This is a genomic window from Microbacterium sp. MYb72, from assembly GCF_002979415.1.
Lineage (GTDB): Bacteria > Actinomycetota > Actinomycetes > Actinomycetales > Microbacteriaceae > Microbacterium > Microbacterium natoriense.
Map to the genome: position 1 here is coordinate 23,111 of NZ_PCOT01000010.1, position 16,141 is coordinate 39,251.

Annotated in this window: 12 protein-coding genes; 8 read left to right on the top strand and 4 right to left on the bottom strand. The window is 69.7% G+C overall.

Annotation, left to right across the window (positions count from 1 at the left end):
* The first annotated feature begins 190 nt into the window (after nt 1–190).
* From CQ047_RS07500 to CQ047_RS07515, 4 genes are all read left to right on the top strand, one after another.
* The gene (locus CQ047_RS07500; RefSeq protein WP_105673832.1) at nt 191–3,730 is read left to right on the top strand and encodes a choice-of-anchor G family protein; all 3,540 of its coding nucleotides are present in this window, start codon (nt 191–193) and stop codon (nt 3,728–3,730) included.
* A 73-nt stretch (nt 3,731–3,803) separates the two neighbouring features.
* Complete coding sequence (locus CQ047_RS07505) at nt 3,804–4,622, top strand: DUF5819 family protein (protein ID WP_105673834.1); 819 nt, start codon at nt 3,804–3,806, stop codon at nt 4,620–4,622.
* Nucleotides 4,619–5,761: an HTTM domain-containing protein gene (locus tag CQ047_RS07510; RefSeq protein WP_105673837.1), complete on the top strand. Its 1,143-nt coding sequence runs from the start codon at nt 4,619–4,621 to the stop codon at nt 5,759–5,761. The genes CQ047_RS07505 and CQ047_RS07510 overlap by 4 nt, the downstream gene beginning before the upstream one ends.
* A gap of 132 nt (nt 5,762–5,893) precedes the next feature.
* Entirely contained in the window at nt 5,894–7,930 is a 2,037-nt protein-coding gene (locus CQ047_RS07515) for an acyl-CoA dehydrogenase (RefSeq protein ID WP_105673839.1), read from the top strand.
* 105 nt (nt 7,931–8,035) lie between these two features.
* Here the strand turns inward: CQ047_RS07515 and CQ047_RS18835 are convergent, their stop codons facing one another.
* Nucleotides 8,036–9,103, bottom strand: a complete 1,068-nt coding sequence (locus tag CQ047_RS18835; RefSeq protein ID WP_181155867.1) for a hypothetical protein — start codon at nt 9,101–9,103, stop codon at nt 8,036–8,038.
* Nucleotides 9,104–9,225: 122 nt separating this feature from the next.
* Here CQ047_RS18835 and CQ047_RS07525 point away from each other — a divergent pair, with 122 nt between their 5' ends.
* Entirely contained in the window at nt 9,226–10,269 is a 1,044-nt protein-coding gene (locus tag CQ047_RS07525) for an NAD(P)-dependent alcohol dehydrogenase (RefSeq protein WP_105673843.1), read from the top strand.
* 46 nt (nt 10,270–10,315) lie between these two features.
* Here CQ047_RS07525 and CQ047_RS07530 read toward each other — a convergent pair whose 3' ends face one another.
* Together CQ047_RS07530 and CQ047_RS07535 are read right to left on the bottom strand one after the other, a co-directional pair.
* Entirely contained in the window at nt 10,316–11,293 is a 978-nt protein-coding gene (locus tag CQ047_RS07530; protein WP_105673845.1) for a nucleoside hydrolase, read from the bottom strand.
* A gap of 51 nt (nt 11,294–11,344) precedes the next feature.
* The gene (locus CQ047_RS07535) at nt 11,345–12,760 is read right to left on the bottom strand and encodes an MFS transporter (RefSeq protein ID WP_258132522.1); all 1,416 of its coding nucleotides are present in this window, start codon (nt 12,758–12,760) and stop codon (nt 11,345–11,347) included.
* 141 nt (nt 12,761–12,901) lie between these two features.
* Here CQ047_RS07535 and CQ047_RS07540 point away from each other — a divergent pair, with 141 nt between their 5' ends.
* The 3 genes from CQ047_RS07540 to CQ047_RS07550 are packed head-to-tail and all read left to right on the top strand — an operon-like array spanning nt 12,902 to nt 15,147.
* A complete protein-coding gene (locus CQ047_RS07540; protein WP_105673847.1) occupies nt 12,902–13,687 on the top strand; it encodes a GntR family transcriptional regulator in 786 nt (261 codons plus the stop codon).
* 12 nt (nt 13,688–13,699) lie between these two features.
* A complete protein-coding gene (locus CQ047_RS07545) occupies nt 13,700–14,539 on the top strand; it encodes a PfkB family carbohydrate kinase (protein WP_105673849.1) in 840 nt (279 codons plus the stop codon).
* A gap of 38 nt (nt 14,540–14,577) precedes the next feature.
* Nucleotides 14,578–15,147, top strand: a complete 570-nt coding sequence (locus CQ047_RS07550) for a DNA-3-methyladenine glycosylase I (protein WP_105673851.1) — start codon at nt 14,578–14,580, stop codon at nt 15,145–15,147.
* Between the two features lie 73 nt (nt 15,148–15,220).
* On the opposite strand, the gene CQ047_RS07555 is transcribed toward CQ047_RS07550, so the two are convergent.
* Nucleotides 15,221–15,967, bottom strand: coding sequence for a GntR family transcriptional regulator (locus tag CQ047_RS07555; protein ID WP_258132523.1), 747 nt, complete (start codon nt 15,965–15,967; stop codon nt 15,221–15,223).
* Between the last annotated feature and the right edge of the window lie 174 nt (nt 15,968–16,141).

Here is a 16,141-nt window from a genome sequence, read left to right on the forward strand (position 1 = left end):
GAACGCGTGGACGAGAACCATACGGCATCCCCGTCACAATCCTTCACTTCTGAAGTTTTCTGTGGATCCGCTGGACATTCGGTGAGGTGTACCGGAATACTGACATGGCATGCGCTCTGTCGACTCGATGTCGATACCTGGGGAGGGCCTTGTGACGCGAACGAAGTTCTGCATCACACGGGAGAGGCGAATGAAGAACATTGAGGGGAAGACCCTGCGGAGACGCAGGGCAATCGGAGGGGGCATCGCCGCGGCAACCGCGGGCGCTGTCATCCTCACCAGCGCGCTGGTGCCCATGGGCGCCACTGCCGCACCGAGCGATGATTCCGAGGCACTCGGCCAGATCATCCGCACCGAGCTGCTCGGCGGAGACATCCTCGATGTCTCGCAGGCCGTCAGCGGGAATCCGAGCGACATCGGGCCGGAGATCACTCCGCTCAACGTCACTCTGCTCCAGGGGCTGACCGTCGATCTCGGCGGCGGCCTCCAGCTTCCGCTGATCTCGGGTCCGGGTGGCGCAGGCCTCCTCGACCTCGGTCAACTCGGCGTGCTCAACTCGTACGCGGGGTCGCCCACGGCGAACACCTCGACGGCCAGCGCCGGTGCGATCAGCCAGGACGGCACGATCGCCACCGACATCAACAACCCCGGCGCCTACGGCAACGCGAAGCTGAACCTGACCGACGTGCTCGACCAGCTCGGTGTCGCGGGGATCACCGATCAGGTCGTCGACAACCTCGGCATCGAGCTCGGCGCGATCGCCTCGACCGCGACCGCCACGGGCACCGCGTCGGACGTGACCTTCGCTTCGGAGTACACGGTCGCGGACCTGGAGCTCAACGTCTCGAGCCCGCTCGTCGGCACCGTCGCGACCTCGCTCGGCGGCGTCCTCGGCGGCGTCGGCGACACGCTGGACGCGGCCGTCGGCACCGGCGGTGTCCTCGACTCCGTGGTCAGCGCCGTCAACCTCAACCTCGGTGTTCCGGCCGTCCTGCAGGTGCAGATCGGCGGCGGAACGATCGCGATCGACGGGCTCGACGCGGCGATCACCGCCGCGACGAACACCCTGATCAACGAGCCGCTGGCCGACCCCAACGGAATCGTCTCGATCAACCTCGCGAACGGCCTCGTCTCGGTCGACCTCGCGAAGATCGTCAACGGGCCTGCGGCGACCGACCTCAACGGTCTCGACCCGAACACGCTCGTCCTCGACGACACCACGATCACGGCGATCACCTCCGCGGTCACCGCGGCCCTCGGGACGCTGACCACCAAGGTCACGACGGTCGTCACCGACCTGATCAACAACCTGAGCCTCCACATCGAGCTCGGCGCGCACGTCACCGCGCTCCTGCTGAACGCCGATGTCGACATCACCGTCGACGTGAAGCTCGGTCAGCTCACGGGCGCGATTCCCGGGAGCCCGGTCGTCGGCGTCGACGGAGATCTGCTGGGCATTCCGCTCGGCGGCGTTCTCTCGCTCGTCACGACGCCGGTGATCAACCTGCTCACGACCACGCTCACGCCGGTCATCAGCACGCTGCTCACCACGGTCACCAGCGGTCTCGCCCCGGCGCTCGACGGCATCCTCAACCCGGTCGTCGCCGCGCTGAGCCCGCTGTTCGACGCGCTGAACGAGGTCGTCGAGATCACGATCAACGAGCAGGAGGAGCCGGGAGTCCTCGGCGCCGAATCGTTCACGGTCAACGCCATCAGCTTCGAGCTCCTGCCAGGGCTGGGTGCGCTGAACCTCGACCTCGCCTCCTCCACGGTGCGCGCGGCCGAGATCGCGGCGGTCGACCCGACGGTCGATGCGCAGGATCCGGTTCAGGCCGGAAGCAACCTGCCGGTGGTCGGTGCGAACTGGGTTCCCGGATCCACGGTGACCCTCACGCTGCGCAACGCCTCGAACGACACGATCGGCACGCCTGTGACGTTCACGGTCGAGGCCGACGGCAGCTTCCCGGCGAACACCGTCTACGCGATCCCCGCGGGCACCGACGTCGGAACCGACTACGTGCTGACCGCGGCTGACGACGAGGACCCGCAGAACGTCGCGACCGACACGGTCTCGATCACCGCGGGCGGCGGCGGAGACGTGAACACCAACGCGGCGGCTTCGGCATCCGCGTCGGCAGACGCGACCGCGAGCGGCGACCCGGCAGCGCAGGCTGCGGCACAGGCTGCGGCTCTCGCCGATGCGACGTCCCAGGCTTCGGCTGCGGCGACGGCGAACGCCGACCAGGCCGCGAAGGCCGCGGCGACGGTCACCGCAGACGCCTCGACCAACGCCTCGGCGGACTCGACCTCGGCGGCGAACGCTCAGGCGGCGGCTGCTGCTCAGGCATCCGCTCAGTCGAATTCGGCGGCGACGACGCTCGCGGACGCGAACTCCTCGGCTTCGTCGAAGGCTGCGGCGACCGCTACGTCGTCGGCCAACGCGTCGCAGGAGGCCTCGACCAACGCGAACGCCGCGGCATCGGCATCCGCCTCGGCGAACGCCGACGTGTCCAGCTCGGCTGTGGCTCAGGCCGCGGCTCAGGCGGCGGCGTACACCTCGACCGACGCGAACGCATCTGCGAGCGCGGCGACTGACTCGGACGCGATCGCGGCTGCAAAGGCTGCGGCCACCACGACCGCATCGACGGCGGCAACCGCGGACGCGACCTCGGCCGCGAATGCGAACGCTGCGGTCGCTGCTCAGGCTGCGGCTCTGGCCAATGCGTCCACCAACGCAGCTGCGTCGGGATCTGTCACGGGCGATCAGGACACGAACGCATCCACGGCATCCCAGGCTGCGGCCATCACCAACGCGTCGACCAACGCCTCCGCGAACGCGGTCGCCGAGGCGAGCGCATCGACCGACCCGGGAGCGCAGACGCAGGCGTCCACCAACGCATCGGCAGAGGTGAACACCAACGCATCGGCATCGGCAGCTGCGTCGGCCCAGGCGGACAACGACAACAACGCGGCGGCTCAGGCTGCTGCGGTCGCTGCTGCACAGGCGAACGCAGACACGAAGGCGAGCGCGAAGGCGACGGCCAACGCCACCGCCGCGGCGCAGGCCGCAGCAACGGCTCAGGCTGAGGCGGGAGCGTCGACCAACGCATCGACCGATGCCACCAGCGAGACCAACGCCCGTGCGGCTGCGGCTGCGCAGTCGTCGGCCGAGGCTGACAGCTCGCAGGCCGCTTCGGCTCAGGCCCAGGCCAATGCCTCGGCTGCGGCATCCGCTGCTGCCAACGCGAACGCGTCGACCGAGGCCTCGGCCGCGGCTGCCGCCGATGTGAAGGCGTCTGCCTCGACGAACGCGAACGCCTCGGCGGCCGCGAACCCGCAGGGCAAGCTCGGCATCACGATCAAGTCGCCGGTCCTGGAGCGCGGCCAGCAGCAGACCGCTGTCGGCACGGGCTTCAAGCCGGGCGAGGTCGTCACCGGCGTGATGAACTCCGACCCGCTGGCGCTGGGCACCCAGGTGGCCAACGCTCAGGGCACGGTCACGTTCACGTGGGCGATCCCGGCCGGCACCGACCTCGGCACGCACACCGTCACGCTCACCGGCCCCGAGTCGGGTAGCGTCGCGGGTACGTTCAAGGTCGTGGCCACCGGCCTCGCCGCCACCGGCGGCACGGCGCCCAACGGCTGGATCGTTCTCGGAGCCCTGCTCCTGATGTTCGGTCTGGGTACGGCGCTGGTCGCACGCAAGCGCGCGACGGCCGCAGCAGAGTAAGACAGAAACGCTGTCACAGGTCGGGGTCGCCCTCATCGGGCGGCCCCGGCCTTCAGTGATGAGAAGGACTCTTATGAGCACGAAGACCGATCAGGCTCCGAGCGACACGGAGGCGGATGCCGTCGCTGTCGCGACCAGACCACGACCGACCTGGTGGGTGAAGCTCATCGCCTTCGTCGCGTGCCTGTTCACCCTGTGGCACGTGTTCGCGTCGTTCCTGTGGATCGCGCCGTACTCGGCGCTGCGCGAGATCCCCACGCAGGACGTGCTCGCCAGCTACATGCTGCCGATGTTCGGCCAGTCGTGGAGCGTCTTCGCCCCCGAGCCGATCAACGGGGACTACCACTTCAACGTCCGCGCCGTCATCGAGAAGGACGGCGAGGAGGTCGAGACCGGCTGGGTCAGCGCGACCGACGTCGAGCTCTCGATGATCCGCTACAACCTCTTCCCGCCGCGCGCCGGCATCCAGTCCAGCGAGGTCGCGAGCGGGCAGATGAACGCGTACAACGACCTCAGCGAGCAGCAGCAGGCCGTCGCCGCCCTCGACTTCGCGAAGGACGGCTGGGAGGACTGGATGGTCGGCTCGTTCGACAAGCTCGAGGGCGACGACAAGCCCTCAACGGTCGAGTACATGAAGGCCGAGCACCTGGCCACCGCCTACGCCACGCAGGTCGCCTACGCGATCTGGGGAGCGGATGCCGTCGTCAAGGTGCAGTACCGGGTGAGCCGGCAGAACGTGGTCCCCTACGCCGAGCGCAACAACCCCAACGCCCAGCGCCCCGATCCGACGTTCTCCACGACCGGGTGGCGCGCGCCGATCGAGGAAGAAGGACAGAATCGCGGCAACTTCGCCGACGTCTTCCGTGCACAGTTCGAGAGGACCCAGCAGTGAGCGTCGACACCCGGGCGCCGAAGGCGCCCAAGACCGTGAAGAAGACGGACGCTCCGGCATCCGCCCCCGAGGCGCCGCAGGCGTCCTTCCCCGCGCGCCTGCTCACCTTCGTCGCGTCGATGATCTCGGGATTCTGGGCGATGCTGCTGTCGGCCGTCGACAAGATCTCGGCGTTCGTCTCGGACTGGCTGTTCAACGGCAAGAAGGCCCTCTACGGACTCGCGGTCACCCGCATCCTGTTCGGCGTCACGGCCCTCGGCCTGCTCGCCTCGAACTTCGGCACCCGCCTGTACACCTTCGGCTCGGGTTCCGCGTGGAACGGCGAGCTCGCTCAGCCGGTCAGCGACTTCCCGAAGATCTGGATCTTCAGCGCGTTCCACGCGGCCATGGGCAACGATCTCGCCTACACGGCGCTGTACCTGCTGCTCGCCGTGCTGGCCGTGCTGTTCGTGCTCGGCTGGCGGTTCCGCATCGTGCTGCCGGTCTTCTTCTGCCTGTGGGTGGGCTTCATCGAGGCCAACGACATGGTCGGCGATCAGGGCGACAACATGTTCCGCATCGCGCTGCTGCTGCTGTTCTTCGCCGACCCCGCCGCCCGCTGGTCGCTCGACGCCCGCCGCCGCGCGAAGAGCGGCGACTGGTTCGCCGCCGGCAGCCAGCCCGCGCTGCTCGGCACGGTTTTCCACAACCTCGCGCTGGTGGCGCTCACCGCACAGGTCTGCTTCGTCTATGCATCCGGCGCGCTGTTCAAGGCCGGGGGTGCGCCGTGGGAGCAGGGGTACGCGGTCTACAACCCGCTGCACACCATGCGCTTCGGCACGTGGCCGGTGCTGAGCGAACTCGTCACGACCTGGGGCCCCATGGTCGTGGCGTTCAGCTGGGGATCCATCCTGCTGCAGGTGGCGTTCCCGCTCGCGCTGCTCACGCGTCCGACGCGGCTCATCGCGCTGGTCGGCATCCTCTCCTTCCACATCGGCATCGCCGTGCTGATGGGTCTGCCGTGGTTCTCGCTGACGATGATCGCGATCGACTCGATCTTCATCCGCGACCGCACCTGGGAGCGTCTGAGCACGGGCGTGCGCCGACGCTGGAACGCGGCCAAGACGGCGCCTCCGCCTCCCGCATCCTCTCTGGCCTGACCCGGACTGTGCCGAGGGCACAACGTGACCGGGGGATGCCGCGGCATTCGATTGTGTGAATGTCACACGTGAGTTCTCTCGATGTTGTGGCAGACCTACCATTGACGTACCCCACGTCTTGAGAGGAACGCCATGGTCGACGTCGCCACCGTGTCCGAAGTGAAGAACCCGCAGCCCGATGTGGAGCAGATCACCGAGCTCCTGATGGGCACCTGGGCTGACATCCGTCGCCAGGCCCGCGAGATGATCAAGGACCCCGCCTTCTGGCGCAAGGACGACCTCGGCAAGGACGAGCACCGCGAGCGCGTGCTCAGCCAGCTGCACCTTCTCGTCGAGAACAAGGCCGTGCACCGTGCGTTCCCGAAGCGCCTCGGCGGCGAGGAGAACAACGGCGCCAACATCGCAGGCTTCGAGGAGCTCGTCGTCGCCGACCCCAGCCTCCAGATCAAGTCGGGCGTGCAGTGGGGCCTGTTCGGTTCGGCCGTGCTGCAGCTCGGCACCGCCGAGCACCACGACAAGTGGCTGCCCGGCATCATGAGCCTCGAGATCCCCGGCGCATTCGCGATGACGGAGATCGGCCACGGGTCCGACGTCGCCTCGGTCGGCACCACCGCGACCTACGACCCGGAGACGGAGGAGTTCGTCATCCACACGCCGTTCCGTGCGGCGACCAAGGAGTACCTGGGCAACGCGGCCCTGCACGGCGTCGCGGCCACGGTCTTCGCGCAGCTGATCACGAACGGCGTTAACCACGGCGTCCACTGCTTCTACGTGCCGCTGCGCGGGGAGGACGGCGTCGACCTGCCGGGCATCGGCCGCGAGGACGACGGGCTCAAGGGCGGGCTCAACGGCATCGACAACGGCCGCCTCAGCTTCGACCACGTGCGCGTCCCCCGCACGAACCTGCTGAACCGCTACGGCGACGTCGCGGCTGACGGCACCTACTCCAGCGCGATCGACAGCCCCGGCCGCCGCTTCTTCACGATGCTCGGCACGCTGGTGCAGGGACGTGTCTCGCTCGACGGCGCCGCATCCTGGGCATCCGCTCTCGGGCTCAAGATCGCGATCACCTACGCGACCGAGCGTCGCCAGTTCGGCGGGGCCGACGGGCAGGAGGTCGTGCTTCTCGACTACGGCAAGCACCAGCGCCGTCTGCTGCCGCGCCTCGCGACGACCTACGCGCAGATCTTCGCGCACGACGAGTTCCTGCAGAAGTTCGACGGCGTCTTCTCCGGACGCACCGACACCCCCGACGACCGCGAAGACCTCGAGACGCTGGCGGCGGCCCTCAAGCCGCTGTCGACGTGGCACGCGCTCGACACCCTGCAGGAGGCTCGCGAGGCGTGCGGCGGAGCGGGATTCATGTTCGAGAACCGCCTCGTCGGGCTCCGTGCCGACCTCGACATCTACGTCACCTTCGAGGGCGACAACAACATCCTGCTGCAGCTGGTCGGCAAGCGTCTGCTCACCGACTACGCGAAGCAGTTCAAGGGCAAGGATGCCGCGGCCCTCGCGAAGTTCGCCGTCGGCCAGACCGCGGGCAAGGTGTTCCACGGTGCGGGTCTCCGTCAGCTCGGGCAGGCCGTCGCCGACCTGGGCTCGACGGCCCGCTCGGTGGAGAAGGGCCTGCGGGAGGAGCAGCAGCACGAGCTGCTCGCCGACCGCGTGCAGCAGATGGTCGCCGACATCGCAGGGCGCCTGCGCGCGGCGGGCAAGGACAAGGAGCTCGGAGCGCGGCTCTTCAACGAGAACCAGGCCGAGCTCATCGAAGCCGCTCGTGCGCACGGCGAGCTGCTGCAGTGGGAGGCGTTCACCGACGGGGTGAACCGCGCGACGGATGCCGGCACCAAGAAGGTCCTCACCTGGCTGCGTGACCTCTTCGGCCTGCAGCTCATCGAGAAGCACCTCGCCTGGTACCTCATCAACGGCCGCCTCTCGACGCAGCGCGCCGCCGCGGTGTCGAGCTACATCGACCGCCTGTGCGCGCGCCTGCGTCCGTATGCGCTCGACCTCGTCGACGCGTTCGGCTACGAGCAGGAGCACCTGCGCGCCCCCATCGCGAGCGGGGCCGAGAAGGCCCGTCAGGACGAGGCCCGTGCGTACTACGCCGACCTCGCGGCATCCGGCAACGCCCCGATCCAGGAGAAGGCGCTGAAGAAGCAGCGCTGAGCGGCATCGCCTCGGTCGAAATGCGTTAGTCGGCGCCTCGCGTCGGAATCCTGTGTGGTTTCCGACGGGAGGCGCCGATTTCGGTGCCGGCCGGAGAGGTGAGCCTCAACCCTGAGTCGGCGGGTGCCCCTGAGTCGGAGGGTAGGGCTGCCCCTGCTGGTAGGGCTGCCCCTGCTGGTTGGGCTGGTAGGGCTGCCCCTGCTGGTAAGGCGGCGCGGGCGGGTAGGGCTGCCCCGGAGCGTAGGGCTGAGGGGCGGCCGCGGGTTCGGGTGCCGGATAGTTCAAGGGATAGCCGTCCGCACCGAGCGGGGCGACGTAGGTCCCCGGCAGGATGCGGTTCTGCGCGCGTGCCCTCAGCAGCACGGCCGTGAACAGCGCATAGGCCAGCGCTGCCGCGACCCCGGCGCCCATCACCAGCAGCGGCGGGACGGAGCGGCTCATCTCCCTCGAGAGGGTGAAGAGCACGTCCTGGAATCCGCTCCCCGGTGAGAGCGAGAGCGGCGTGAGCACGAGCAGCACCACGGCGGGGAGCAGCAGAGCGAACGGCGACCACCGGGTCGTCATCACCCCCGCGACGACCAGCACGGCGCCGCTGAGGACCGCCGCGATCGCATCGAACGACACGTCGAAGCGGTACTGCTGGAGCGCGACGAGCATCCCCCTGCTGATGCCGAACGCGAGCAGTCCGATCCCGACGGTGAGCAGCACGGGTGCCGCGACGAGTCCGACGATGTTCATCGCCATCCGGGGTCGGGCGGGCGAGCGCCGCGCGAGGAGCAGCACGAGCCCCATCGCGCCGAACGCGAGGAACAGGGCGAGCGGGATTCCGTAGACGATGCCGTCGACCCACTCCTGCGGCAGCGGTGACTGATACATCGAGAGCAGCAGAGAGGGGAAGATCGCGAAGACGAGGCTCGCGAGCGCCAGGACGCCGACCGTGAGCAGCCCCGCCGAGCTCCAGAACCCTGTCGCCACGACCGCCAGCAGCAGGAGGATGCCGACGGCCTGCAGCAGCACGGGGCCGAGGAGTCGGCTCGGGTCGAAGCCCCCGAACGCGGTGAAGGTGTAGTACCACGCACGCCCTCCGGCGCTGAGGAGCCCGGCGCCGATCGGGGCGATGACGACCGCGAACAGTGCGGTGATGATCCGGGCAGGCATGGATGATCTGCGCATGGGACGTCCCTCCAGAGTCGTACCGGCCACGGTACCGGGCCGACGGGCGCCCTGCACGGCGATCGTCCGGCAGGGCGCGGAACGCGGGAGAATGGCGGAGTACGCCATACAGAGGAGCGCCCATGACCCGCGTCACCGCCTACGCCGCCCCCAGCGAAGCAGCCCCGCTCGAGAGGACCACGATCGAACGGCGGGATCTCGGCCCGCACGACATCCTGATCGACATCGCCTTCGCGGGCATCTGCCACTCCGACATCCACACCGTGCGCGGCGACTGGGGTCCGCAGCACTACCCGCTCGCTCCTGGTCACGAGATCGCCGGCACCGTCGCCGCGGTCGGGGAGAGCGTCACGACGCATGCGATCGGTGATCGCGTCGGCGTCGGATGCCTCGTCGACTCGTGCGGAGAGTGCCCCGCCTGCCGCCGCGGCGAGGAGCAGTTCTGCCGCGAGGGCGCCGTCTTCACCTACGGCAGCACCGACCGCGACGGCACCATCACCCAGGGCGGGTACTCGCAGCAGGTCGTCGTGACCGAGGGCTTCGTCGTGCGCATCCCCGACGCGATCCCGCTCGACAGGGCCGCCCCGCTGCTCTGCGCCGGCATCACCACGTACTCCCCGCTGCGGCGCTGGGGTGTGGGGCCAGGCACCCGCGTCGCCGTCGTCGGCATGGGCGGGCTCGGCCACATGGGCGTGCAGCTCGCGCATGCGCTCGGCGCGGAGGTGACGGTGCTGTCGCAGACCCTGAGCAAGAAGGACGACGGCATCCGGCTCGGAGCAGACCACTACTACGCGACCGCCGACCCTGCGACCTTCAAGGAGCTGCGCGGGTCGTTCGACGTCATCCTCAACACGGTCAGCGCGGTGATCGACCTGCGCGCATACCTCGGGCTGCTCGCGATCGGCGGGACGATGGTGTGCGTCGGGGCGCCGGGCGAACCGCTCGGGCTGCCGATCGGCTCGCTCATCGGCGGCAACAAGACCCTCGCCGGGTCGAACATCGGCGGCATCGCCCAGACGCAGGAGATGCTCGACTTCTGTGCCGAGCACGGCATCTCCGCCGAGATCGAGGTGATCCCGGCATCCGAGATCAACACCGCCTACGAGCGCGTGCTCGCCTCCGACGTGCGGTACCGGTTCGTCATCGACGCCTCCACCTTCGCCTGATCGCCGGAGGGGAGCAGCGGACGACGCCTCTCCCCTCCGTCGAGGGTCAGCCGACCAGGATGCCGGCTCCGGTCATCCGCGCGATCAGGTGCGGAGCGAGCGGGGCATCGGTTCCGAGCACCACGCGAACCGTCGCCCCCGGCTGATCCACCGAGCCTCGTCTCTGCCCGCGCAGGTCGCAGATGGTCTGCCCGCGCGCCGGACCCGCCGTGGTGTCGACCACGACGCTCACCGCCGGGGCGACGATCGCGGCGATCCCGCCGACCGCGATCGCCGCGGCGAGGGGATCGTGCAGTGCGCTGCTGCGCTCGCCGTAGGTCTCGACGTAGAAGTCGAAGTAGAAGTCGAGCATCTCGCCGACCGTGCGGGCGAGCGGCACGTCCGAGGCGAGCAGCGCGGCGCGGTCGTCTTCGTCGAAGACGTTCTCCATCGTCACGTCCAGGGGCACGAGGGTCACCGGCCAGCCCGCGGAGAGGGTCGCAGAGGCGGCCTCCGGGTCGTTGCCGATGTTGGCCTCCGCCACCGGGGTGATGTTGCCCGGCACGAGGGCTGCGCCGCCCATGACCGTGACGCCCGCCACGCGAGAGGGCAGGGTCGGGTCGAGAGCGAGCGCGGTGGCGAGGTTGGTGAGCGGCCCGACCGCGATCACCTCGAGGTCTCCGGCGTGCTCGTGGGAGAGCCGGATCAGCATGCGCGCGGCGTCCTCGTCCTCGGGCGTCCGTGCGGCGGGCGGGAGGACGACTTCGCCGATGCCGTTGTCGCCGTGGACGTGCGGAGCGCCGCCGTCGTACGGGTGGGTGAGGAAGTCATGCGCGCCGACGGCCACGGGCACGTCGGTGCGACCGGCGACGGCGAGCAGGCCGAGGGTGTTCACCGCGGCCTGCGCCGAGCTGGTGTTGCCGCTGACGGTGCCGACGCCGACGAGCGCGATCTCGGGTGAGGAGAGCAGGTAGGCGAGGGCGAGGGAGTCGTCGATGCCGGTGTCGCAGTCGAAGTAGACGGGACGGGCGGTGGCGTGTGTCATGGAGTGCTCCGGTGGTCGGGAGGGCGGCCGCGGCTGTGGCCGCCCGAGGGGTCAGGAGGCGTCGACGGGGACGCGGGGGCGGATGAGGAAGCTGGTGATGAGGGCCAGAGCGGTGATGCCGACGGAGATCCACAGCGCCGTGACGTAGCCGCCGGGGGTGCCCTGCGCGGCGAAGGGGGCGACGATGCCGATGCCGAGACCGGCGCCGATGCCGAAGGCGCTGCCGTTCAGGCCGGGGAGCGCCGCCGGCGCCTCCGCGGGCGACTGCACGACGCCCAGGCCGTTGATCGTGGTCAGCACGATGCCGTTGTACGTGATGCCGAGGAGCGCGATCATGGCGAACACCACCCAGAAGCTCTGGGGGAGCAGGGCGATGACGACCAGCAGGACGAGACAGGCGATCATGCCCACGCGCAGGACGGGGATCCATCCGCGGCGCCCGGCGAGCCAGCCCGACATCGGCGCGGCGAAGACGCCGATCAGCGCGGGCGGGGCGAGGAAGAGCAGAGCCGCGGTGGCGGCGTCGAGGCCGAATCCGTGGGTGCCGTCCTGGCTGAGCAGCACCACGGTGAAGTTGATGACGGCGAAGACGCTCGACAGGGTCAGCACGGTCGTCGCGAGCACCGGCCACACCTGGCGGGAGCGCAGGTGCTCGACGGCGATCAGCGGGGTCGCACGCCTCTTCTCGACCACCCAGAACGCCACGAGGGAGGCGACGGCGCCCGCCAGGAACAGGAGGGTGACCGGGGCCAGCCACCCCGCGCTCGGTCCGGAGGACACGAAGTACGTCACGCAGATCAGCGCGATCGACAGTACGGCAGCTCCCCACCAGTCCATCTTTCCGCTCGACGCGCTGACCTGCGTGGCCGGGATCACCCTGGCCACGCAGACGATCGCGATGAGGCCGACGATGAAGATGACGACGAAGATCGAGCGGAAGCCGAAGGCCTCGCTCAGCAGGCCGCCGATGTAGCCGTCGACGCCGCCGACCCCGCCGTTGACGGCGGTGATGATGCCGAGGGTCGTGCCGAAGACCTTGGCGCTCAGCGATTCGCTGAGGATCACGTAGGCGAGTTGGAACGCGGCACTCGATGCGCCTTGGAGGACACGTCCGATGAGCAGCACGGTGAGGTTCGGCGCGAAGATGCACAGGAGCGTGCCGAGAGACAGGATGCCGAGCACGATGAACAGGGCGCGCTTGCGCCCGATGAAGTCGCTCCAGCGTCCGAGGACGACGCCGCCGACGGCGCCGGCGACGAAGAACAGGGAGGACACCTGCGACACGCGCCCGATGTCCTCGCCCAGCTGTGCGGCGATGTCGGGCAGGGCGGGCGTGATCATGCTCGCGTTCAGCTGATACGAGAGCACGCCGAGGATCAGGGTGGCGACCAGCCCGACGGCGCGCGCACCGCGGACGGGCTCGCGGACGGGTGCGCCGGGGGAGGCGGTGGGGGCGTGGGTGTGCACGGAGACTCCTTCGTCATGGGTGCCGTCGGGTGCGGCTTGTATGATGTTATACCTCTCCGGTCTAACATGGTCAACACGAGGTGTCCCGTGCTTGAATACGGAGGACGCTCGCGCCGGAGCGGCGACGGAAGGAGCGACAGGATGACGAACGGGATCGAGCAGTTCCTCGGACGGAGTCTGACGAGCACCGTCGGGCAGCCGCTGCGCGTCGCCGTCTACTCGCGCATCGCCGACGGCATCCGCTCCGGCATCTTCGAGCTCGGCTCCGCCCTGCCGCGGGAGACCGAGCTGGGCGTCGCGCTGGGCGTCAGCCGCACCGTGGTCCGCGAGGCGCTGATGCTCCTCGAAGAGGACGGGCTCATCATCACGCGCCGAGGCATCGGCCGATTCGTCGCCGACGACCTGCCGCGCGTGGGGCTCGAGGAGCTGCGGCCGCTGGAGCAGGCGCTCTCCGACGGCGACGACGACGTGGTCGTGCGCATGCTCAGCTTCGACCTGCAGTCCACCACCGACTTCACCTCCAGCAAGCTCGCGCTCGACCCCGCCGCGAACACGTGGTTCCGCGAGGCCGTCGTCGAGCGGCGCGGCGAGCCGGTCGCGATCCTGCAGGAGCACCTGCCCGCCGGCCGCTACCTCAGCGACATCAGCCGGCCGATCGCCGACGCGCTGGAGGAGGCGGCGACCTCACCGTCGAGCATCCTGGCAGCGCTGCGCGAGCGGACCGACGTCGTCTTCGACTCCGCGGTCTGCGAGATCACCGTCAACGTGGTCGGCGCATCGCGCGGGTCGCTCCTCGGCCTCGGCGCCGCCGAGCCGGTGCTCATCCTCACCCAGACCGTTACCACGGGGGGAGCCCCCGTGTACCTCGCCAAGTGCATCGTCTCCTCCCGAGTCGGTCATCTCTCCGTCGTCCAGACCACGTCCTGATTGCGAGCCCCCGTGCAGAGTCCCCTTCCCCTCACCGTCGTCGGAAGCATCAACGTCGACCTCACCGCACGCGCAGAGCGTCTTCCGCAGGCGGGTGAGACCGTGGGCGGAGGCCGCCTGGTCCGCGAAGCCGGAGGCAAGGGCGCCAACCAGGCCGCCGCAGCCGCGCGGCTGGGCGCCGCGGTGCGCATGATCGGCGCGGTCGGACCCGACGCCGACGGAGCGTGGATGCGCGCCGAGCTCGATGCCGCGGGCGTCGACACCTCCGGTCTGCAGGCGGGCACGGAGCCGACCGGCGTCGCCCTCATCGTCGTCGACCGCGAGGGGGAGAACCAGATCGCCGTGTGCGAAGGCGCCAACGGGGAGGTCTCCCTCGACGGCGTCGAGTTCGCCGAGGGCGAGGCGGTGCTCGCGCAGCTGGAGATCTCCATGGACCTCGTGGTCGAGCTGGCCGCGCGGGCGCGCGGATACCTCGCGGTGAACGCGGCGCCGGCCCGCGAACTGCCGGACGCAGTGCTGCGACGCGCGGACCTCATCATCGTCAACGAGACGGAGTACGCCCTCATCCCCGCCCTCCGCACGGCCGCTCGGGTCGCCGTCACCTACGGCGGCGACGGGGCGAAGCTGTTCGAGGGCGGTGTCGAAGTCGCCGCGGCCCCTGCCGTGAAGACGACGGTGGAGAACACGGTCGGCGCGGGTGATGCGTTCTGCGCCGCGCTGACGATCGGCCTCGCCTCCGGGGCATCCGCCGCCGAAGCGCTCTCCGTGGCGTGCGCCGTCGGAGCCGCCGCGGTGGCCGATCCGCGGTCGCAGCCCCTCCTCGACCCCTACGACGCCTACCTCGCGCGCTGAGAGCCGGCGGTGTCCGTCGCCGCGGATAGCCTGGGAGCATGACCTCCCTCATCGCAGGACCCGACGCACTCGACCGCTGCGCCTGGGTCGGTGACGACGCCGAATACCGCCGGTATCACGACGAGGAGTGGGGCACCCCGCTCCGCGGCGACAGGGCGCTCTTCGAGAAGATGGCGCTGGAGGGCTTCCAGGCTGGTCTGTCGTGGATCACGATCCTGCGCAAGCGTCCGAGGTTCCGCGAGGTGTTCGCCGGCTTCGAGCCCGAGGCCGTCGCCGAGTTCGATGAGGGAGACGTCGAGCGGCTGATGGCGGATGCAGGCATCATCCGCAACCGGGCGAAGATCGAGGCCACGATCGGCAACGCGCGGCTCGTGCGGGACATGGCCGATGGCGAGCTCGACGCCCTGATGTGGTCGTTCGCGCCTCCGGCCTCCGGCATCCGTCCGCGCAGCATGGCCGACGTCGCCGCCGTGACCGCCGAGTCGACCGCGATGAGCAAGGAGCTGCGGCGACGAGGATTCCGCTTCGTGGGACCGACGACGATGTACGCCCTGATGCAGTCCGCGGGAATGGTCGACGACCACATGGAGGGATGCTGGCGCGCCTGATGCCGTAGGGCGTGCGGACGTTTCGTCTCGCTGCGCCCGCTCGACGCCGGCACCACCCCTCAGGGCGTGAGGCTCAGCGCCGACCGGTCTCCCTCGTGAGAGCGGAGCGGGAGTCCGACGTGTTCTCGACGGCGAAGGTCGCCATCGTCGGCAGGTAGCGGTCGTCGGCGGTCTCGACGAGCGCTCCGTCCTCGGCCCAGGCCATGCGGCGCACGCGCAGGAGCGGGCTGCCGAGCGGGACGGCGAGGACCTCGGCGTCGAGCGGATCGGCGGCGACCGCGTCGAAGAGATGGCGGGCGCGCGTGGGGGCGAGGCCATGCGCCGTCATTGTCTGGTAGATGCTCCCGGTGTCGAGATCCGCCGCGAGCAGCACTCGGCCCACGTCGAGGGGGAAGGCGGAGCGCTCGAGCATGGCGGGGGCGTCGTCGAGCAGACGGAGGCGCACGATCTCGACCACCGGATCCCCCTGTCCGATGCCGAGCCCGGCGGCGATGTCGTCCGACGCCGGACGGCGGGCGGCTTCGATCACGCGCTGGCCCGGGGTGCTGCCGATGCTCAGCGCCCATTCGGTGAACGAGATGAACGTCTGGAAGGGCTGCGTCGGGACCATCCTCTTGACCCGCGGGGGAGCGCCGCGGCCGCCGTCGACCGCTCCCTGCGCGCGCAGGGTCGCGAGCGCCTGTCTGATCGGCCCCCTCGACGTGCCGAACTCGGCGATGAGCGACTGCTCGCTGGGGACGCGCTCCCCCTCGGGCCATTCGCCGGAGCGGATGCGCGACAGCATCCGCTCGTAGAGCTGTTCGTGCAGCGGTGCGCTCACGTGTCGGCCCTCCTTGTCGCTACTTCTTCGGGATGGGATCCCGCTCTCTGACCAGTCTGATGCCTGTCGGTGAACATTCGGGGAACTTCGCTGCCAGAAGTTGTCATGACTACTTGCATTCAGCAGGCTCGTATCGGGCGATACCCGCGCCCTCACCCCGCATCGTCCGACCCA